15 protein-coding genes are annotated in these 19,202 nt (G+C 69.3%); 4 read left to right on the top strand and 11 right to left on the bottom strand.

The genetic code is table 11. The annotated features are described in order from the left end of the window. Positions 1–69: 69 nt before the first annotated feature. From M9945_RS02530 to M9945_RS02500, 7 genes are read right to left on the bottom strand one after another with little or no spacing between them, the layout of a single operon-like run. Positions 70–1,050, bottom strand: coding sequence for an ornithine cyclodeaminase family protein (locus M9945_RS02530; RefSeq protein ID WP_367943265.1), 981 nt, complete (start codon positions 1,048–1,050; stop codon positions 70–72). Next, a complete protein-coding gene (locus M9945_RS02525) occupies positions 1,047–1,919 on the bottom strand; it encodes an alpha/beta fold hydrolase (RefSeq protein ID WP_367943264.1) in 873 nt (290 codons plus the stop codon). The genes M9945_RS02530 and M9945_RS02525 overlap by 4 nt, the downstream gene beginning before the upstream one ends. Next, positions 1,916–3,370, bottom strand: coding sequence for a M81 family metallopeptidase (locus tag M9945_RS02520; protein ID WP_367943263.1), 1,455 nt, complete (start codon positions 3,368–3,370; stop codon positions 1,916–1,918). Before M9945_RS02520 ends, M9945_RS02525 begins: the two co-directional genes overlap by 4 nt. Further along, complete coding sequence (locus M9945_RS02515) at positions 3,367–4,521, bottom strand: NAD(P)/FAD-dependent oxidoreductase (RefSeq protein WP_367943262.1); 1,155 nt, start codon at positions 4,519–4,521, stop codon at positions 3,367–3,369. Before M9945_RS02515 ends, M9945_RS02520 begins: the two co-directional genes overlap by 4 nt. Continuing rightward, positions 4,518–5,051 (bottom strand): TRAP transporter small permease, encoded by a 534-nt coding sequence (locus tag M9945_RS02510; protein ID WP_367943261.1) that lies wholly within the window; start codon positions 5,049–5,051, stop codon positions 4,518–4,520. Before M9945_RS02510 ends, M9945_RS02515 begins: the two co-directional genes overlap by 4 nt. Next, positions 5,048–6,043 (bottom strand): TRAP transporter substrate-binding protein, encoded by a 996-nt coding sequence (locus tag M9945_RS02505; RefSeq protein WP_367943260.1) that lies wholly within the window; start codon positions 6,041–6,043, stop codon positions 5,048–5,050. Before M9945_RS02505 ends, M9945_RS02510 begins: the two co-directional genes overlap by 4 nt. 31 nt (positions 6,044–6,074) lie before the next feature. Then, positions 6,075–7,397, bottom strand: coding sequence for a TRAP transporter large permease (locus tag M9945_RS02500; RefSeq protein WP_367943259.1), 1,323 nt, complete (start codon positions 7,395–7,397; stop codon positions 6,075–6,077). Between the two features lie 98 nt (positions 7,398–7,495). On the opposite strand from M9945_RS02500, the gene M9945_RS02495 reads away from it, so the two are divergent. Further along, entirely contained in the window at positions 7,496–8,164 is a 669-nt protein-coding gene (locus tag M9945_RS02495) for a helix-turn-helix domain-containing protein (RefSeq protein ID WP_367943258.1), read from the top strand. Positions 8,165–8,431: 267 nt separating this feature from the next. Here M9945_RS02495 and pdeM read toward each other — a convergent pair whose 3' ends face one another. Together pdeM and M9945_RS02485 are read right to left on the bottom strand one after the other, a co-directional pair. Next, positions 8,432–9,169, bottom strand: a complete 738-nt coding sequence (gene pdeM / locus M9945_RS02490; protein ID WP_367943257.1) for a ligase-associated DNA damage response endonuclease PdeM — start codon at positions 9,167–9,169, stop codon at positions 8,432–8,434. Positions 9,170–9,174: 5 nt separating this feature from the next. Further along, positions 9,175–11,697 carry a ligase-associated DNA damage response DEXH box helicase gene (locus tag M9945_RS02485; protein WP_367944747.1) on the bottom strand — a complete coding sequence of 841 codons (2,523 nt, stop codon included), beginning with the start codon at positions 11,695–11,697 and terminating at the stop codon, positions 9,175–9,177. A gap of 270 nt (positions 11,698–11,967) precedes the next feature. Here M9945_RS02485 and M9945_RS02480 point away from each other — a divergent pair, with 270 nt between their 5' ends. After that, a complete protein-coding gene (locus M9945_RS02480; protein ID WP_367943256.1) occupies positions 11,968–12,978 on the top strand; it encodes a ligase-associated DNA damage response exonuclease in 1,011 nt (336 codons plus the stop codon). A 1-nt stretch (position 12,979) separates the two neighbouring features. Continuing rightward, positions 12,980–14,575 carry a cisplatin damage response ATP-dependent DNA ligase gene (locus tag M9945_RS02475; protein WP_367943255.1) on the top strand — a complete coding sequence of 532 codons (1,596 nt, stop codon included), beginning with the start codon at positions 12,980–12,982 and terminating at the stop codon, positions 14,573–14,575. 90 nt (positions 14,576–14,665) lie between these two features. Here the strand turns inward: M9945_RS02475 and M9945_RS02470 are convergent, their stop codons facing one another. Then, complete coding sequence (locus tag M9945_RS02470; protein WP_367944746.1) at positions 14,666–16,423, bottom strand: ABC transporter ATP-binding protein; 1,758 nt, start codon at positions 16,421–16,423, stop codon at positions 14,666–14,668. Between the two features lie 232 nt (positions 16,424–16,655). Further along, a complete protein-coding gene (locus M9945_RS02465) occupies positions 16,656–18,122 on the bottom strand; it encodes a pilus assembly protein TadG-related protein (RefSeq protein ID WP_367943254.1) in 1,467 nt (488 codons plus the stop codon). A gap of 846 nt (positions 18,123–18,968) precedes the next feature. Between M9945_RS02465 and M9945_RS02460 the strand changes: the two genes are divergently transcribed. Continuing rightward, positions 18,969–19,151, top strand: a complete 183-nt coding sequence (locus tag M9945_RS02460) for a Flp family type IVb pilin (protein ID WP_367928889.1) — start codon at positions 18,969–18,971, stop codon at positions 19,149–19,151. The last annotated feature ends 51 nt before the right edge of the window (positions 19,152–19,202 follow it).

Below are 19,202 nucleotides of genomic sequence, written 5' to 3'. Positions count from 1 at the left end.
CCAGCCTGTCATTAGGCCGAAGATCGCGGAGAAAGAATGGCGTCTTCCAGCCGGCGAAGGCAAGCCCGATCAGAGCGGAGCCTCGACCCCCCGCCCGGCATCCCGCGCCGCGGCCCAGCAATGATGGGCGCAGGCGAGGTCCTGCGCCGCGATTCCGAGCGAGCGGTAGAGCGTGATCTCGCCATCGTCGCGCCGCCCCGGGCTGGTCCCGCCGAGCACCTCCCCGATCTCGGCAACGACATGCTCGCGTCCGATGCGGCCCGCCGCGATCATGTCGACGATCTCGCCGGCCTGGGCGAAGGTCGAGGGTCGGTAGTCGACGAAGACGCGCGCGGCGAGCACCGCGGCGTCGTCGATCTCGCGCTTCGAGGGGATCGAGGCGCCGACGACGTTGAGATGCGTTCCCGGCGCGATCCATTCCCCGCGCAGCACCGGCACCGGCGAGTTGGTGACGGTGCAGACGATGTCGGCCCCCCGCAACGCCGCCTCGGCATCGGTGCCGGCGAGGGTGACGGCGAGGTCCGGGTAACGGTCCCGCGCGTGCCGGGCATAGGCGAGCGCGGATTTTTCCGTCCGGCTGGCGATGCGCAATTCGCGGATCGGCCGCACCGTCATCAGTGCGTCGAGATGGTAGCGCGCCTGCTCGCCGGCGCCGATCATCGCCAGCACGGCGGCGTCGGCGCGGGCCAGCGCCCGGGTGGCGACGGCGGAGGCCGCTGCCGTGCGCCGCGCGGTCAGCGGGCCGCCGTCCATCAATGCGATGGCCGTGCCGTGCTCGGGCTCGAACAGCACCACCGCGCCCTGATGCGAGGAGTAGCCGGCCGCGACATTGCCGGGATAGAGGCTGACCAGCTTGATGCCGTGGCAGGGCGGGCTGCGCATGCGGCCGGGCATGATGCCCATCTTGTTCGGGCCGCCGACATCGACGATGGAGCGCAGCGGCAGCTCGGCCTCGCCGCGCGACACCGCTTCCATCGCCGCGGCCACGACCTCGATCGCGGTTTGCGGCGGCAGCAGCGCCGCGACGTCCTCACGGGAAAGAACGATCATCGCGCGCGCACCTCGCCGCCGCCCCATTCGCTCGTGCCGGCGGGGACGAGGCCGAGCTGTTCTTCCAACATCGCGGTGTAGAGCGCCGGCCGCGCGGCGTAGGGGAAGTGGCCGCCGGTCTCGAAGCGGTAGGCGACGGACGGCTTCAGCTTCGCCCGCACCTCCTCGCGCATGAAGGGCGGGATCAGCGGGTCGTCCTGCGCCTCGACGGTGACGATACGCTCGGCCGGCAGGGCGACGGCGGGAAGGTCCGGCGCGCGCTTGATGCCGTTGAGGCGGGTGCGCAGCTCCGGCTCGGGGATGCGGCCGCCGACCTCGGCCAAGAGCAGCGCGACGAGGTCGGCCTGCTCGGGATGGGTCGCTGCCCACGCGTTGAGGCCCTTGCCGAAGCCGTCGCGCAGCTCGCCGATCGGGCCGGCGTCGAGGTCCGAGCTGTAGGGCGGCACCTGGCGGACCAGCGCCACCGAGCACAGCGTGTTGGCCGCGATCAGCCGCTCCACCCGCTGGGCATGGACCGCCGCCATGTACTGCGCCAGATAGCCGCCGAGCGAGGAGCCGAGCACCGTCGCCCTGCCGATGCCGCGCTGGTCCATGAGCAGCGCCAGATCGTCGGCCCACTCCGCGACGCCGCCGGTGGCCGGATAGGTGACGGCGAGGATGCGGGCGCGGGCGCGCAGCGCCTCGATCTGCTGCCAGAAGATGTCGCCGCGCCCGAGCGTGCCGGGGATGAGCAGCAGAGCCGGCCCCGCGCCGCCGGTGTCGACCACGCCCCATTCGCGGCCGTTGAGGACGACGCGCTCTTCCGGGTTGTCCGCCGCGAAGCGGTCTCTCGATGCGATCAGGGCATTGCTCATGCGAACGGGGGTCATGCGAACGGGTCTTCCACTTTCGGCCAGTAGTCAGGCGCGCGGTTGCGATAGGGGATGTTGGCGTAGTCGGGCGTGATCGAGCCGGGCGTGGCGACGTGGATCACCTCGGCGGCGATGGGCGCGAAGCCGGCATGGAAATGCTGCGAGGACTTCACGCAGACCAGCCGGCGCGCGGCAAGGTCGATGCCGAGTCCGGTATAGGCTTCCGGATGGAAGGTCTGGGTGCGCAGGTCGTTGACGACGATGTCGACGCCGCCGCATTCGAGCCACGCCATGTGGCCGAGCGGGATCGGCAGCTCGCCGAAGCGCTGGGTCAGGTCGCTCGCCAGCCGCCGGACGGCCACGTCGAGGTCGAGCGGGTCGCCCGACATCGGCCCATGCTTGCCGCCGAGCCTCAAGTTCAGCCTCGCGCCCTCGCCCGCCTCGCGGCAGATGCGCATCGCCATCGGGTCCCAGATGATGCCGACGACGGCGCGGTCGATGCCGCGCTTCAGGATCGCGTCGAGCAGGAAGGTGGCGTCGCCCGGCGCGCCGCCGCCGGCATTGTCGGCGACATCGGCGAGCACCACCGGCCCGGCCGGGCTGGCCAGCGCCCGGTCGAGCGCGGCGTCGATGTCGGGATGCGGCCGGTTGAGGCCGTGGCGGATGGCGAAAAGCTGCTCCGCCAGCTCGGCTGCGATCCGTTCGGCCTTCGCCGCGTCGCCGTCGCAGATGACGAGGCTGCGCGCGCCGCAGCGCGGATGGTCGCCCCATGGGAAGCCGTGGATCAGCGAGGCGGACAGCACGCCGTCCCGGCCCTCGCGCGCGCTCATCGCGTCGACGAAGCCGCGCATCGGCTCGTAGGGCGTGTGCATGGCGCAGACGATGCGGCAGTCGTGGTCGCGCATCACCGGCCTGATGCTGCCTTGCGCCGTCTCCGCCGCCAGCCGGAACAGGTCGCGGGCGCGGTCCGGCACGTCGACATGCGGGTATTCCTTGTAGGGAACGAGGAGGCTCGCCCTGTCCAGCATCGCCTCGGTCAGGTGCGAATGCGGGTCGAGCAGGCCGCCGATGACGGCCCTGTCGCCGGCGATCTCGCGGCAGCGGGCGATCAGGTCGCCCTCGCAATCGTCGTAGCCGTCGGCGATCATCGCGCCGTGCAGCGCCAGGAGCACGATGTCGACCGGCATCGCCGCGCGCAGGCCGTCGAGGATTTCGTCGCGCAGCGCCTCGTAGGTCGCGCGCACGGTCGGGCCGGCCGGCTGGGCGACCGCCATCAGCCCTTCCGCCACCGCCCAGCCGCGTTCCTCGGCGGCCTTGCGCCAGATGTGCAGCGGCGCGGTCCAGTATTGCAGCGGCTTCGTCGTCGTGTCGCCGTGGTCGATGCCGCCTTCCTCGAAGCTCAGCATGCCGGTCGGCAGCGGCGAGAACGAGTTGGTCTCGGTGGCGAGACCGGCCATGAACAGCTTCATCGCGGATTCTCCGGGGAAAGGCCGGCGCGGGCGGGCGAGACGGAAGCAAGGTCGAGGCCCTCGGCGGCGATGTCGTCAGGCACCGGCCGGCCGAGGACGAGCGCCGCCGCCAGCCGCGACACGGCCGGAGCGGACTGGATGCCATAGCCGCCCTGCCCCGCCAGCCAGAAGAAGCCGCCGGCGCCGGGCGCGAAGCCGACGACCGGGGCCTTGTCGGCGACGAAGCTGCGCAGGCCGGCCCATTTGTTCAGCACGCGCTTCACCTCGATCTCGAACGCGTGCTCGATGCGGTCGATGCAGATGGCGACGTCGATCTCCTCCGGCTGCGCGTCGCAGGGCGGGCTCGGCGTCTCGTCGGCCGGCGAGACGAGCAGACGCCCGGCATCCGGCTTCAGGTAGAACGCCTCGTCGACATCGACGACCATCGGCCAGCCATCGTCGACGCGGCCGCCCGGCCCGTCGATCATCATCGCCGTGCGCCGCTTCGGCGTCAGGCCGATTTCCGCGACGCCGGCAAGGGCGGCGACCTCGTCGGCCCACGCGCCGGCGGCATTGACGACGACCGGCGCGCGCCAGACGCCGCCTTGCGTCTCCACCCGCCAGCCGTCGCGCTCGCGCGCCAGCGCCCGCACCCCGGCCGGGGCGACGAGCCGGCCGCCCTTTTCCTTCATCCGGCGCAGATAGCCGTGATGCAGCGCGTGAACGTCGATGTCGGCCCCGTCATTCTCCATCATGGCGGCGGCCGAATGCTCGGGCCGCAGCAGCGGCATCATTGCGCGCGCCGCTTCGCCGGACAGCATCTCGACATCGGCGCGGGCGCTCAATTCCCTGAAGCTCGCGGCGAGCGCATCGACGCGCTCGGCGCTCGCCACGGTCAGCACCTTGCGCGGGCGAAGCAGCGGGGCGGCGGCGAAGCCCGGCGGCGGCGCGTCGAAGAAGCCGGCCGAGGCGCGCGTCAGCGCCCGGATCGGCGCGGGGCCGTAGGTCGGCGAATAGAGCGCGGCCGAGCGGCCGGTGGTGTGGTAGCCGGGCTGGGCCTCGCGCTCGAGGAGGACGACGCGGCAGGCTCCCGCCAGTTCCGCCGCGACGGAGGCCCCGGCGATGCCGGCGCCGATGACGATCACATCGGCTCGTTCGTCGCCCGCGCTCATCCGGCCTGCTCCTGGTCCGGCCGCGCCAGGGGGCCGTCGAGAACCCGCGCCGCGGCATGGATCAGGAGGATGGCGCAGACGGTGGGGATGGCGGCGGCGATGAAGCCGAGATTGACGCCGAGTCCCGGCGAGGTGCGCGCGGCCATGCGCATGACGAAGCCGCGCGAGAGATCGAAATTCGGCCCGACGAAGGAGAAATAGAGGATCGGCCCGACGAAGACGACCGCCGTCAGCGCCACCGCCAGCCGCGCGAGGCACGGCCGCGTGCCGGCGGCGCGCTCGTCGATGCGCACGATGGCCGGGTCGGCGGCGCGGCGGAAAGCCGCCGTCGCCCCGAGCAGCCCGCCCCAGACCATCAGGTAGCGGGCGAGCTCCTCGGTCCAGGCCGGCGGCTGGCGCAGGCCGTAGCGCGAGACGACCTGGAGCATGATGACGCAGACCATGCCGACGAGCGCCGCCTTGGCGAGCAGCAGGCAGACGCGGTCCAGCCCATTGCTCAGCGTCGCCACGGCATGGCCCGCCCGTGTCATCGCCGCGTCTGCTCGGCGGCGGCGAGGAAGGCGTCGATCGCCTCGGCCGGCATCAGGCTCGGCCACGCCTTCTTGGAGCGCTCGACGAACTCGGCGCGCGCCTCCGGCGTCAGCGCCGTCACCTCGACGCCGCGCTCGCGAAGCTGCTCCAGCTCCTTCTGCGCGGCGGCCTCGGTCCAGGCGCGGTTGTTCTGCTTGGCCGTGTCGATGGCGGCGTCGACCTTGGCGCGGTCCTCGTCGGAGAGGCCCTCGTACCAGTCGTTCGACATCAGGGCCGAGCGGAACGGCGTGCCGGAGCCGGCATCGGTGTAGAACTTCAGGTAGTCGGTGTGCTGGAAGATCAGCGCCACCACCGGCGGGTTGACGTAGCCGTCGACCATGCCCTGCTGAAGCCCGGTCATGAATTCCGGCATGTCGATGACCACCGACGACGCCCCCCATTCCTCGATCAGCTTGGTCTGGGTGGCGTCGATGGCGCGGATGCGCATGCCTTCGAGGTCGGCCAGCGAGTTGATCGTCTTCTTGGAGTTGAAGATGCCGACCGTGCCGCCGAGCCCGGTCAGCGCGGCGATGCGCACGCCCTGCTTGCGCATGTTCTCGTCGATCGAGGCGAGAAGGTCGGTCTCGTCGAGGGCGCGGAACATGTGCGCCATGTCGTCGAACATGTAGGGCGCGATGAAGCCCTGCACGCGCGGGTCGATCTCGTTGATCATCACGAAATTGGTGACGCCGAACTGGAGCAGCCCCTGCGCCAGCTGGTCGACGAGCTCGGGGTCCTTGCCGAGCGCGCCGCCGACATGGACGGAGGCTTCCAGCCCCTGCTCCTTCAGCTTCGCCGCGAGGTCCTCGGCGAACACCCAGTCGGCGCAGACCGGCACCGCCGGGCAGCCCACCGCGATGCGGATCTCCTCGGCGGAAGCGGTCGAAGCGCCGCCCGCGAACGAAGCGGCGAGGAACGCCGCGCCAAGCATCAGTCTCGATGTCGTTTTCATCAGGATTCCCCTTTTTTCTCCGGATCGCTGTTCAGGTCACGAATCCGGCCTGCCTTGGAATGTAGAGCGTGATCTCCGGCACCAGCACCAGGATGAAGAGCATGATGACGAGAAGGACGAACAGCGGCACGACGGCCCGGGCGAGCCTGAGATAGCTGACGCCGCTCATCGCCGAGACGACCATCAGCACCCCGCCGACCGGCGGCGAGATCAGGCCGATGGTAAGATTGAGGCAGACGACGACGCCGACATGCACCGGGTCGGCGCCGCCGGCGATGGCCGCCGGGACGAGCAGCGGCACCAGCAGCACCATCGCCATCATGTTGTCCATCACCATGCCGACGAAAAGGAAGAACAGGGTGATGACGAGGAGATAGCCGACGCCGCTTATGCCGACCGCCTCGATGATCGCCGCGATCTGCTGCGGCAGGTTCTGGATCGCCACCAGATAGCCGAAGATGGCGGCGGCGAAGAGGATGACGAAGATCGCCCCGGTCAGGATCGCGGCGCGCTCGAGCGCCGCGCCGACATGGCCGGAAAGGTCGCGCATCGCCTGCGCCGCCGTCGCGCCGGGCTGCATGAAGGCATAGACCGCCCCGGTCAGCACGGCGATGACCACGGCGAGCGCCGCCGCCTCGGTGGGCGTCACCACGCCGAAGACGATGCCGCCGAGCATGATCGCCGGCACCGTCAGCGCCGGCAGCGCCTTGTAGAGCGTCAGCGCCACGGGCGGCATCTCCATGTCGCGGCCGCCGGGCAGGTCGTAGCGCCGCGCGGCCCAGGCGTTGTAGGCGAAGAGGCCGGCGGCGACGAAGAGGCCGGGCAGGATGCCGCCGGCGAACAGCGCCGCCACCGACACGTTCATCAGCGCGCCGTAGAAGATCATGACGATCGAGGGCGGGATCAGCGGCCCGAGCACCGAGGAGGCGGCAGTGAGCGCCGTGGCGTATTCGGCCGGATAGCCGCGCTTGCGCATCTCCGGCACCAGCGCGCTGGTGGTCGCGGCCGCGTCGGCCACCGCCGAGCCCGACATCGCCGACATGAAGATGGCGGTGGCAACGTTGACGTGGCCGAGCCCGCCGCGGAAGCGGCCGACGATCAGCATGGCGAGGTCGATCAGCGCCCGGGTGATGCCGCCGCGGCTCATCAGCTCGCCGGCGAGGATGAACAGCGGCATGGCGAGGAAGGTAAAGACGTCGAGCTGGCTCAGCACACGCTGCGGCAGGATCGCCAGATGCCGCGCCTGGTCGGCGGCGAGGAAGCTCAGCACCGCCGCCGCGCCGGTGACATAGGCGATGGCCGCGCCGCCGCCGAGCGTCAGGGCCACGAAGATGATGACGGCGATCCACGCCATGAAGCGGCACTCCCCTCGTGCCTAGGATTTTCCTATTAGAAAATTTTGTCAACGAATTTTCCGATGGTAAAATTTATCGGTTATGGCAGGATGATTCCATGCCGGCCAGCGACGCCTCATCGACGGAATCCATCGCCTTCGGGCCGCATCTGCGCGGCCTGCGCCGGGGCGCGGGCATGACCTTGAAGCAGGTGGCCGGGCGCGCCGGCCTCGCGGTCTCGACCATCTCGAAGATCGAGAACGACCGCATGTCGCCGACCTATGACGTGCTCTTGAAGCTGGCGCGGGGGCTGGACGTCGACCTGATGACGCTGATGGGCGAGCCGGCGCGGCAGGCGAGCGAGGCCCCGGCCGGGCGTATCGACGTGACGCGCGCGGCCGAGCGGCGGGCCTATCCCACCGGCACCTATGTCTACGAGCCCTTCGCCATGCGGCTGACCGACAAGCTGATGGACCCGACGCTCGCCCGCATCACCGCGCGCGCGCTCGACGCCTTCCCCGACCTCGTGCGTCATCCCGGCGAGGAGTTCGTCTACGTGATTTCGGGCGCGGTGGAGCTGAACCTCGAATTCTACGCCCCGATCCGGCTGGAAGCCGGCGACAGCGTCTATTTCGACGGCCGCATGGGCCACGCCTATGTCTCGGTCAGCGACGAGGACGCGCTGATCCTCAACATCTGCGCCGGCGTCGACGGCGACGACCTAGGCGACCTGACCAACGGCATGCTGCGCGAGCCGTCCGCGCAGGGCGGCGGCGGACGAGGTTAAAGCGCCTTGCGCCCAATGTGCATCACCGGCTCCGCACGCGCTGCCCCTCATCCGGCTGCCGCCACCTTCTCCCCGTGAACGGGGAGAAGAGAGCTGTCGTCCCTGCTTTCGCCAATCGCATGCGTGGCAAGAAAACCTTCGGGAATTGCGGCCGGCATTCCTTCTCCCCGTTCACGGGGAGAAGGTGCCCGAAGGGCGGATGAGGGGCGGCGCAGGCGCTCGAAGATCGCACTCCTTCGGAGTGGATAAGACGCAACACGCTTCAGTTCAGCCGCGCCTTAGCCGGCGGCCCGCGACGGCGTAGACGCGCTCCGGGCCCAGCATATAGGCGACGAGGCGCTCGCGCCGGAACAGGCCGTCATAGGCGGGATCGAGCACGTTGAGCGCGCCGGTGAACGCGCCGAAGGCGGGCATGACCAGCCGCATGCCGTCGGTGGCGAAGCAGCGCCTGCGCACGGCCCGGCCACGCTGCACCACCATCGCGCCGGGATGGAGATGGCCGGCGATCTCGCCCTCCTGCCCGCCCGCCGCCGGCTCGTGACGCAACGCCAAGGGCCCGAGGGCGATCCCCCGCGCGACATCGCCGGGCAGGCCGGCGGGCGGGGCGGGATCGTGGTTGCCGGCGACCCAGACCCAGTCGCGGCCGGCCATCAGCCGGGCGAGCCGGTCGCGCCACGGCGGCGGCATCCGCCCCGGCCCCCAGTCGTCGTGGAAGCTGTCGCCGAGGCTGACGACGATGCGCGGGTTGTGCGCCTCGATCACGGCGGTGAGCAGGTCGAGCGTCGCCAGCGTGTCGTAGGGCGGCAGGAGCCGGCCCTGCCGCGCCGCAGCCGAGCCCTTCTCCAGATGAAGGTCGGAGACGACGAGAAGACGCAGGGCGGGCAGGAACAGCGCACCGCGCGGGTCGCACAGCGCCGGCTCGCCGGCCACGGCGATCAAGCCCGGCGCAAGCGGCTGCGTGCGCGCGGTAAAATCCTCCCCGTAAAGGTCGCCCCTATGCGCCATGCCGTTCATCGTTCTCCCATCGCCTCGGCGACCAGCTCGTCCTCGGCCTCGGCGAGCAGCGCCTCGTCGGCCTCGCCCTTGACGCTCTCCTTGCCGATCTCGAGCATGATCGGCACGGCGAGCGGCGAGACGCGGTCGAGCGACTTATGCACGATTCGCCCCCGGATGCGGGAAAGAAGATCGGCGAGACGCCTGACGTCGAGGAGGCCGGCGGCGGCATCGGCGCGGGTCGCCTGCAACAGGATGTGGCCCGGATCGTAGGTCCGCAAGACATCGTAGATCAGGTCGGCGGAGACGGTGACCTGCCGGCCGGTCTTCTCCTGCCCGGGATGGCGCTTGTCGATCAGCCCGGCGATGACGGCGCAGGCGCGGAAGGTGCGCTTCAGCATCCAGCTTTCCGCCATCCACGCCTCGAGGTCGTCGCCGAGCATGTCCTCGTCGAACAGGGCGGAAAACGGCATCTCGCCGCTTTCGTGCATCGCGCCGATGTCGCGGTCGGCCCAGACCGCGAGCGAATAGTCGGTGGCGACGAAGCCGAGCGGCCGCGCCCCGGCGCGCTCCAGTCGGCGGGTGAGCAGCATGCCGAGCGTCTGGTGCGCCAGACGCCCCTCGAAGGCGTAGGCGACCAAGTAGAAGCGGTTGCCGCGCGGAAAGGTCTCGACCAGCATGTCCTGCCGTCCCGGCAGCAGCGACACCTTGCGCTGCACCGACAGCCACTCGCGCACCTGCGCCGGCAAGGCGGGCCAGCGGCGGGGGTCGGAGAGCATGGCGCGGACCTCGCCGGCGAGATAGGTCGAGAGCGGGAACTTGCCGCCGGCATAGGCCGGCACCTTCGCGTCCTGCCCGGCGGCGTTGGAGACGTAGCACTCGTTCTCGCGGATACCCTCGAAGCGCAGCATGCGGCCGGAGAACAGGAAGGTGTCGCCCGGCGACAGCGTCTCGACGAAATATTCCTCGACCTTGCCGAGCGAGAGGCCGCCAACGCCCGCCCCGCCGCGGCCGCGCCGCGCCAGCCGCACGGTCAGCAGCGGCTCCTCGATGATGGTGCCGATGTTCAGCCGGTACTGCTGGGCGAGGCGCGGATGCGCCACGCGCCACAGTCCCTCCTTCGTCCTGCGGATGCGGGCATAGCGCTCGTAGCTGCGCAGCGCGTAGCCGCCGGTGGCGACGAAATCGACGACGCGGGAGAAGGTCGCGGCGGCGAGACCGGCATAGGGCGCGGCGGTGCGCACCTCCTGAAACAGCGCGTCCTCGGCGAAGGGGCCGGCGCAGGCCATGCCCATGACATGTTGGGCGAGCACGTCGAGCGCGCCCTCGACGAGCGGCGGGGTGTCCTGCGCGCCCTCGGTCGAGGCCTCCAGCGCCGCGCGGCATTCCAGCACCTCGAAGCGGTTGGCCGGCACGAGGATGGCGCGGCTCGGCTCGTCCATGCGGTGGTTGGAGCGGCCGATGCGTTGGGCGAGGCGGGACGCCCCCTTCGGCGCGCCGACATGGATGACGAGGTCGACATCGCCCCAGTCGATGCCGAGGTCGAGCGTCGAGGTCGCGACCACGGCGCGCAGCGCGTTCGCCTCTATCGCCCGCTCGACCCGCCGCCGCTGGGCGACGTCGAGCGAGCCGTGGTGCAGGGCGATGGGCAGCGTGTCGTCGTTGACCCGCCACAGCTCCTGGAACAGGAACTCGGCCTGCGAGCGGGTGTTGACGAAGAGCAGCGTCGTGCGGTGGGCCTTGATCGCCTCGTAGATGTCGGGGACCGCGTAGCGCGCCGAATGTCCAGCCCACGGCACGCGCTCGCGCGAATCGAGGATGGTGACGACGGGCTTCGCCCCGCCCGCGACGGTGATCAGCCCGGCCATGTCGCCTTCCGGGCTCTCCGGCGCGTTCTGCGGCACCAGCCAGCGGCGCAGCGCGTCGGGTTCGGCCACCGTCGCTGAAAGGCCGATGGTCTGGAGGCCGGGCGCGAGCTTGCGCAGGCGCGCGAGCCCGAGCGCCAGCAGATGCCCACGCTTCGACGTCACCAGCGAGTGCAGCTCGTCGAGCACGACGTATTTCAGATCGGCGAAGAAGCGGCCGGCATCGAGGCCAGAGATCAGCAGCGCCAGTTGCTCGGGCGTGGTCAGCAGGATGTCCGGGGGGCTGAGCTTCTGGCGCTGGCGCTTGTGCTGCGGCGTGTCGCCGGTGCGCGTCTCGATGGCGACGGGCAGCCCCATCTCGGCGACCGGCTTGCCGAGGTTGCGCTCGATGTCGACCGCGAGCGCCTTGAGCGGCGAGATGTAGAGCGTGTGGACGCCGGGCGCGGCCGTGCCGGGCTTGCGCTTCGGCCGCGCGGCGAGCGCGGTCAGCGAGGGCAGGAAGCCGGCCAGCGTCTTGCCCGCACCGGTCGGGGCGATCAGCAGCGCCGAGCGCCCCGCCTCGGCCAGCCGCAACAGGTCGAGCTGGTGCGGCCGCGGCGACCAGCCGCGCGAGGAGAACCAGCGCGCGAAGGGCTGCGGAAGGAGAGGCGTTTCGGGGGCGGCGAGATCGGACACCGCCAACAGGTAATGCCGGGAAGGCGATGCGCCAAGCCTTCCCGCGCTCGCGCCGCCCCTCACCGGCCCTTCGGGCCACCTCTCCCCATAGGGGAGAGGAAAAGCGCGTGCGCCGGCTCCGCCCAAATGAAAGGTAACGTGCGGTCATCGCGGCAGCCTTTCCTCTCCCCTTTGGGGAGAGGTGGCCCGAAGGGCCGGTGAGGGGGCGAGCGTAGCGAGCCGGCAGGGCCGGGCCTTCCCGCTCCCGCCCGCCGGACCTATCTATGCCCCATGCAGCCACGCGACCTTCTTCACCCGCGCCCGGAAGGGCTCTATTGCCCGCCGGGGGATTTCTTCATCGACCCGGTGCGGCTGGTCGGGCGGGCGCTGGTCACCCACGGCCATTCCGACCACGCGCGGGCCGGCCACGGCCATGTGCTGGCCACGCGCCAGACACTGGACATCATGGCGCTGCGCTACGGGCCGGATTTTGCCGGCGCGCGCCAGGCCGCCGCCTATGGCGAGAAGATCGTGGTCAACGACGTCACCGTCACCTTCCATCCGGCCGGCCACGTCCTCGGCTCTGCGCAGATCGCGGTCGAGCATGGCGGCACGCGCATCGTCGCCTCGGGTGACTACAAGCGCGCGCCCGACCCGACCTGCGCGCCGTTCGAGCCGGTCCGCTGCGACGTGTTCATCACCGAGGCGACCTTCGGGCTGCCGGTCTTCACCCACCCGCCGGCCGGTGGCGAGGCGGCGAAGCTGCTGCGCTCGGTGGCGCATTTCCCCGAGCGGACGCATCTCGTCGGCGCCTACGCGCTCGGCAAGGCGCAGCGCATGATCCGCCTCCTGCGCGAGGAAGGCCACGACGCGCCGATCCGCATCCACGGCGCGCTGGCGAAATTGTGCGACTACTACCAATCCGAGGGCATCGACCTCGGGCGGCTGGAGCCGGCGACGGTCGAGGCCGGCGCGCGGCGCGATCTTGCCGGCGCCATCGTCGTCGGGCCGCCCTCGGCCTTCGCCGACCGCTGGGCGCGGCGCTTTGCCGATCCCGTCTCCGCCTTCGCCTCGGGCTGGATGCGCATCCGCCAGCGCGTCAGGCAGCGCGGCGTCGAGCTGCCGCTGATCGTCTCCGACCATTGCGACTGGAACGAGCTGACCGCGACCATCACCGACACCGGCGCAAGCGAGGTCTGGGTCACGCATGGCAGCGAGGAGGCGACGGTGCGCTGGTGCGAGCTCGCCGGGATCGCGGCGCGGCCGCTCCATCTCGTCGGCTATGAAGACGAGGCCGAATAGCATGCGCCGCTTCGCCGAACTCCTGGACGGGCTGCTGCTCACCCCCTCGCGCAACGCCAAGCTGAAGCTGATGGTCGACCATTTCCGCGCGACGCCCGACCCCGACCGAGGCTACGCGCTGGCCGCGCTGACGGGCGGGCTTTCGTTCGCCACGGTCAAGCCGGCGCTCTTGCGGGCGCTGATCACCGAGCGCATGGACCCGGTGCTGTTCGCCTATTCCTACGACTATGTCGGCGACCTCGCCGAGACGATCTCGCTCGCCTGGCCCTCGCCCGTTCCGATACGCGCCAACGACGACGACCTCTCGCTCGCCTTCGTGGTCGAGGCGCTCAGTGGCGTCAGCCGCTCGGATGCGGGGCGGGTGCTCGCTTCGCTCCTCGACCGGCTGGAGCCGGATTCGCGCTTCGCCGTCATCAAGCTGGTGACGGGCGGCCTGCGCGTCGGCGTTTCGGCGCGCCTCGCCAAGCAGGCGCTGGCCGAGCTCGGCGGCGTCGACGTCCACGCCATCGAGGAGATCTGGCACGGGCTGGAGCCTCCCTACGAGGCGCTGTTCCGCTGGCTGGAAGGCGCGGGGCCGCGGCCCGAGCGCAGCGCGAACGCCCTGTTCCGCCCGGTCATGCTGGCCAACCCGGTGCAGGACGGCGACCTCGAGCGCATCGCGCCGGCCGACTACGCGGCCGAATGGAAATGGGACGGCATCCGCGTCCAGGCCGTGTGCGAGGGCGGGCGGCGGCGGCTTTATTCACGCTCGGGCGACGAGATCTCGCCGGCCTTTCCCGACCTCGTCGAGGCGATGGACTTTAGCGGCGCGCTGGACGGCGAGTTGCTGGTCGGCCGCCCGGCGGAGCGGCATGTCGGCAGCTTCTCCGACCTCCAGCAGCGGCTGAACCGCAAGACCGTGTCCGGCCGGACGCTGCGCGACTATCCCGTCTTCATGCGCTGCTACGACCTCCTGCTCGACGGCGCGGAGGATATGCGCGCCGCGCCCTTCGCCGAGCGGCGGCTGCGGCTCGAACGCTTCGTCGGCCGGCTCGATCCCGACCGCTTCGACCTGTCGCCGACCGTGCCCTTCGCCAGTTGGGCGGCGCTCGACACCCTGCGCCTGTCGCCGCCGCACCCGGTCATCGAGGGGGTGATGCTGAAGCGGCTCGACACGCCCTACGTGCCCGGGCGGCCGAAGGGGCCGTGGTTCAAGTGGAAGCGCGACCCGCACATCGTCGACGCCGTTCTGATGTACGCCCAGCGCGGCCACGGCAAGCGCTCCAGCTTCTATTCGGACTACACGTTCGGCGTGTGGCGCGGCGAGGAGCTGGTGCCGGTCGGCAAGGCTTATTTCGGCTTCACCGACGAGGAGCTCAGGCTGATCGACAAGTTCGTCCGCGACAACACCGTCGAGCGCTTCGGGCCGGTGCGCTCCGTGCGCGCCGAACCCCGGCACGGGCTCGTCCTCGAAGTCGCCTTCGAGGGGCTGAACCGCTCGACGCGCCACAAATCGGGCGTCGCCATGCGCTTTCCCCGCATCTCGCGGCTGCGCTGGGACAAGGAGCCGGCCGACGCCGACCGGCTGGAGACGCTGACCGCCATGCTGGACGCCTAGAGCAATTCCAGCAAAAGTGCGAAGCGGTCTTGCGTCCGGAATTGCGTAAAAACAAGAGATAGGCGAACCCGTCCGGGACGGCCGTGTCGGTCAGGAGACGGCCCCGGACGCCAGCGGCGGGCGCTCTCCGGCCTGCGCGGCCTGCAGGCTGCGGTAACGGCCGGCCTTGCGGCCGATGAGCTCGGCGTGGCTGCCCTCCTCGACGATCCCGCCGCCCTCGACCACGAGGATGCGGTCGGCATTGGCGATGGTCGCCAGCCGGTGGGCGATGACCAGCGTGGTGCGATCCCGCGCCAGCTCGGCCAGCGATTGCTGGATGGCGCGCTCGGTCTCGGTGTCCAGCGCCGAGGTCGCCTCGTCGAGGATCAGGATCGGCGGGTTCTTGAGGAAGATGCGGGCAATGGCGAGGCGCTGCTTCTGCCCGCCCGACAGCTTCACCCCGCGCTCGCCGACGACGGTGTCGAGCCCCGCCGGCAGGCCGGCGATCACGTCGTCGAGCCGCGCCTTGCGCGCCGCCTCGACGATCTCCGCTTCCGAGGCGTCGAGCCTTCCATAGGCGATGTTCTCGCGGATCGTGCCGGCGAACAGGAACACGTCCTGCTGCACGATGCCGATATTGGAGCGCAGGGACTTCAGCGTCATGTCGCGGATGTCGATGCCGTCGATCAGGATCGCGCCGGCGTCGATCTCGTAGAAGCGCGGCAGGAGCGAGCAGATCGTCGTCTTGCCCGCGCCCGACGGCCCGACGAAGGCCACCGTCTCGCCGGCGCGGACCGTGAGGTCGAGGCCGTCGAGGATCGGTCTTTCGGCCCGGTAGCCGAAGCGCACGCCGCGATAGGCGATGTCGCCCTTCAGCCGGCCGACCACCCGGGCGTCGTCGCGATCGGTGATGTCGGGCCGCGTGCCGAGGAAATGCGTGTAGCGCTGGAAGCCGGCGATCCCCTTGGGATAGGTCTCGATCACCGCGCCGATGATGTCGAGCGGGCGCATGAAGGCGGCGACGAGCAGCAGGAAGCCGACGAAGCCTCCGGCCGAAAGCTCGCCGCGCACCACGAACCAGGCCCCGGTCATCATGACGACGACATGCACGAAGCGCATCGACACGTAGGACAGCGACTTGGCGGCGGCCATCAGCCGGTAGGCCTCCAGCTTGGTGCGCAGGTAGCCCTCGTTGCTGCGCAGGAACAGGCTGCGCTCGTGGTCCTCGTTGGTGAAGGCCTGCACCACGCGGATGCCGCCGACATTCTCCTCGATGCGGGCGTTGAACTCGGCCACGCGGCCGTAGATCGCCCGCCAGGTCGCCGTCATGCGCCCGCCGTAGCGCACGATCACGAAGACCGACAGCGGCAGTATCGTCACGGTGACGAGGGCGAGCGGCACATGCACCCACAGCATCAGCGCGAAGGCGCCGATCAGCGTCATCACGGCGAGGAACAGATCCTCCGGCCCGTGATGGGCGACCTCGCCGATCTCCTCAAGGTCCTTGGTGAGCCGCGCCACCAGATGGCCGGTCTTGACGTTGTCGAAGAAGCCGAAGGACAGCTTCTGGAGGTGGTCGAACGCCTTGCGCCGCATCTCGGTCTCGATGCGGATGCCGAGCATGTGGCCCCAATAGGTGACCACGAGCTGCAGGCCGGCGCTGAGGACGTAGACGAGGAGCAGCCCCGCCGAGGCAAGGGCGATCAGCCCGAAATCGCCGGTGGGCAGCAGCCGGTCGATGAACAACGTCACCGCGACGGGAAAGGCCAGCTCGAGCAGGCCGGCCGCGACCGCGCTGGAGAAATCGAGCACGAACAGCCCGCGATGCGGGCGGTAATAGGACGCGAAGCGCCGAAGCAGGTCGCGCATCGGCAGCTTCGGCGCGCGCGCCGCCTCAAGCCGGGCAGCCGCTTCGCCATCGGTGGTCGTCAAGGCCGGAACCATCTCCTGTTGCACGGCGCGCGCCGCATCGCCGATTCGGCCGCGCAGCACGCCGGGCCACTAACCACGTCCCCGGGACGAGGTCACGAGATGTTTTTCCTCGCCGGCCGAAACGGGGGGCCGGGCGAAAGCGACATGCTTCCGAAGCCGCCGCGGGCGGCTAGCGGGCCAGCCTGACGACGCGCAGCGACGATCCGATGCCGCTGAAGGCCGCCAGCAACGCGTCGCTGTCGGTGGCATCGTAGTAGTGCTCGGCATCGGTCGCGCAATATTCCAGAATGGATTTCGCCGTGGCGTCATCGACCATGAAGGCGATCGAGAAGATCTCGATGTTCTTCGTTTTCATGTAGTCGCAGATCGCCTTGGTGTCGTTGTTCGTCTGGTTGAGCTGGTTCTGCCTGGTGACTTCCGTCGTACTCAGCGTGGGGTGCTGCCCGTTGCTCGAATTGAAGCGCAGGGTGTTGACCCCGTCGGTCATCAGGACGGCCACCTTGCGGGGCTTGAGATTGCGATCGTCATATTCCTGCGAATCCTCGAACGGCGCGCCCGGCGACAGCACGTTCAGACCCCAGATCAACCCGGCCGGAATATAGGTCAGGGGCCTGTAGGCGGTTCCGTCGCGGTTGATGACCATGTCGTTGATGGCCGTCTTCAGCGTGCTCTTGCTGGAGGTCAGCGTCACGATGGGGTTGGGGCACCTGTAGGCCGTCGCGAGGAACCCGGGATAACGCACGGAAGGGTTCTTGTCGTGGAGCCTGTTGTCGCTGGTCCGGCGCGAGCCGACGCAACCGTACCACTTGTAGGCGGTGCCGTTCCCGCCGCCGGTGCAGACTTCCTTGTAGGTCGTTACCGGGCGCAACGGCACGGCGCAGTCGCGGCACCGGTATTCCTCCGATACGCCGTCGACGGTGCGGGTACACATTCTCCAGTCGGTGTACCTGTCGCAGACGTTGGTGGTCACGTCCTTCCATTCGCAGGTGCGCGGGGCAGGCGTGGTGGTGTAGTCGGCCCCGACCTCGAGCCATGACGCGCCGCGGTGCTGGGTGCCGACATTCACGTAGTCGGCATACGGCACGAGCCCGATGCGGACGACGCCGTCTTCCGTCTGCATCAGCTCGTCGACGAGACGTGCCGATGCGGTCTTCAGCGTCGCGATCTTGGAAGCGCCTTTCGCATCCGTCTCCGACATCGACCACGTGTTGTCGAGGATGAGCGCGACCTCGACATTGCCCCTCACCGCGCGCTCGGCAAGCGCTGACGCCTTGCTCGGCAGGCGATCGTAGCCCGCGATGCTCATGATGGTCGCGGGGATGTCGCCGTCGAGCTCGAGGTCTATGTCGTCGGCCGTGGCGACGAGACTGGCGACGCTGACGGAAGCGAGGCGGCTCGGATCGCGGTTCGCCGCGATGACGTCGTTCGCCATCTTCTCGAGCTTTTCGCGATTCTGCTCCTTGGAGGCGGCGAGCGCCAAGGAGGCCGCGTCGGCCAGCTCCTGAAGATGCCGGTGCGACGCCGAATAGCGCGCGTAATCGATGGCAAGCCCCGCGCTCAACACCAGAGGCAGGGTCAGAATCGCGCTCATGATCGCGAAATTGCCGGACCGATTGGAGAAAAACTTGCGGATCATTGCAGCACCACCCACCACGCGTTCCAGATGAACCGGCGCCATTCTGGGCGTAAAAGGTTAAAATCTGGCGATGGCGGGATGCTGAGGGAATCATCGTCGGAAGCGCGAGCAAAACGACCCGCTCACCCCGAACAAGGCCGCGACCGCGGCCCGGGCTTTCGCCCGCCCCGCGGAGCCGGCGAGCGAAGCGAGTTCGGCGTGAGCAAAAAAAATGGTGGGCGATGACGGACTCGAACCGCCGACATCCTCGGTGTAAACGAGGCGCTCTACCAGCTGGACGGCAACTTCGTCGCCTTGAGCGGCTTCGCCTTAGCTAATCGCCCGAACCTAGAAGCTAAATAAAATCAGCTACTTCTTGGAGACTAGCAGCTTTGCCGCCCGGAGGCAAGGGTGAAGGAGAAGGAGAGAGGCTTGGTCTGAAGCAGACCAAATTTGGAGCCGAGTGGAGCCATAGTGGAGCCAGATTGGAGCCAACCGAAGGGCGCGCCACCCCGTCGCCATCCGGGATCAAGGACGGTTGCCGCTTCCCGCCTTCCGAATGGAGCCGCCCGAGACCATCCCGGACACCCCCGGCAGGTGGGGAGGGGCAGGGGGCCGGGGGCTTCCGGCTTGCGAGAATGACCCCTTGAGATTTTCTCGGAGAAATTCCCTCAGACCACAGGAAGCTTCCCCACAGGCCATGAGCGTGAAAGCGACATTGCCATCCGTTACTCACGGAATGTTAGCCATACGGCGGCTTAAGATTTTTTAACCATCTTTATTAAGTAAATCGCAGGGGGGGGGGTATGGTTCTTCCGTACACAGAATAACGGCTGCAACACAGAGTACATCTGAAAGGATACGGAGATGAATACCCTCTTTGAGAAGTTTATCAAGGACGAGAGCGGCGCGACGGCTATAGAATACGGCCTCATTGCCGCACTTATTGCTCTTGCCGTCATCGGCGGAGCGTCGGCGGTCGGCAAGCAGGTCGGGACTACTTTCGAGGATGTAGCCGAAGCCATGAAGAATGCGCCGGCTGGCGATTGAATAATCGGTTTCCTGCCCACGTTTACAGCACGCGGGTATCTTGCCGCCTCC

The sequence above is a fragment of the Aquamicrobium sp. genome (genome assembly GCF_023954335.1).
GTDB lineage: Bacteria > Pseudomonadota > Alphaproteobacteria > Rhizobiales > Rhizobiaceae > Aerobium.
Note: the sequence above shows the minus strand (reverse complement) of the source record. Positions and strands in the feature narration are given on the sequence as shown.